General features: G+C 62.6%; 1 protein-coding gene. It reads left to right on the top strand.

Going from position 1 to position 401, the window contains the following annotated elements; genetic code table 11:
- Positions 1 to 401, top strand: a 401-nt coding sequence (locus tag INT33_RS21695) for an FAD-binding oxidoreductase (protein WP_193092951.1), incomplete at both ends; no start/stop codon positions are given.

Genomic DNA, 401 nt, shown 5'->3' with positions numbered 1-401 from the left:
GCGGGCATCGTCGGTCGTGTTCACCAGACGGCCACGGCCATTATTGACCAACAGCGCGCGCTGATTGAGGCGACCTTTCCGCCGCTGAACCGCTGCCTGACCGGCTACGACCTGGCCCACTTACGCGACGCCGCCGGCCAGCTTAACCTCAATAGCCTGCTGTGCGGCTCGGAAGGCTCGCTGGGGTTTCTGAATGAAGCCGTTCTTAACGTGCTGCCGATTCCCCAGTACGCCACGCTGGTCAACGTGCGCTACCCAAGCTTTATGGCAGCCCTGCGCGACGCCAAGGCGTTGATGGCAAATGCCGAGCCCATCTCGATCGAGACCATCGACGATACGGTGCTGACGCTGGCCATGGAGGACTTCGTCTGGGACAGCGTGGCTGAGTTCTTCCCCGCCAC

The organism is Halomonas colorata, from assembly GCF_014897985.1.
GTDB lineage: Bacteria > Pseudomonadota > Gammaproteobacteria > Pseudomonadales > Halomonadaceae > Vreelandella > Vreelandella colorata.
This window is presented reverse-complemented; position numbering and strand designations above follow the sequence as displayed.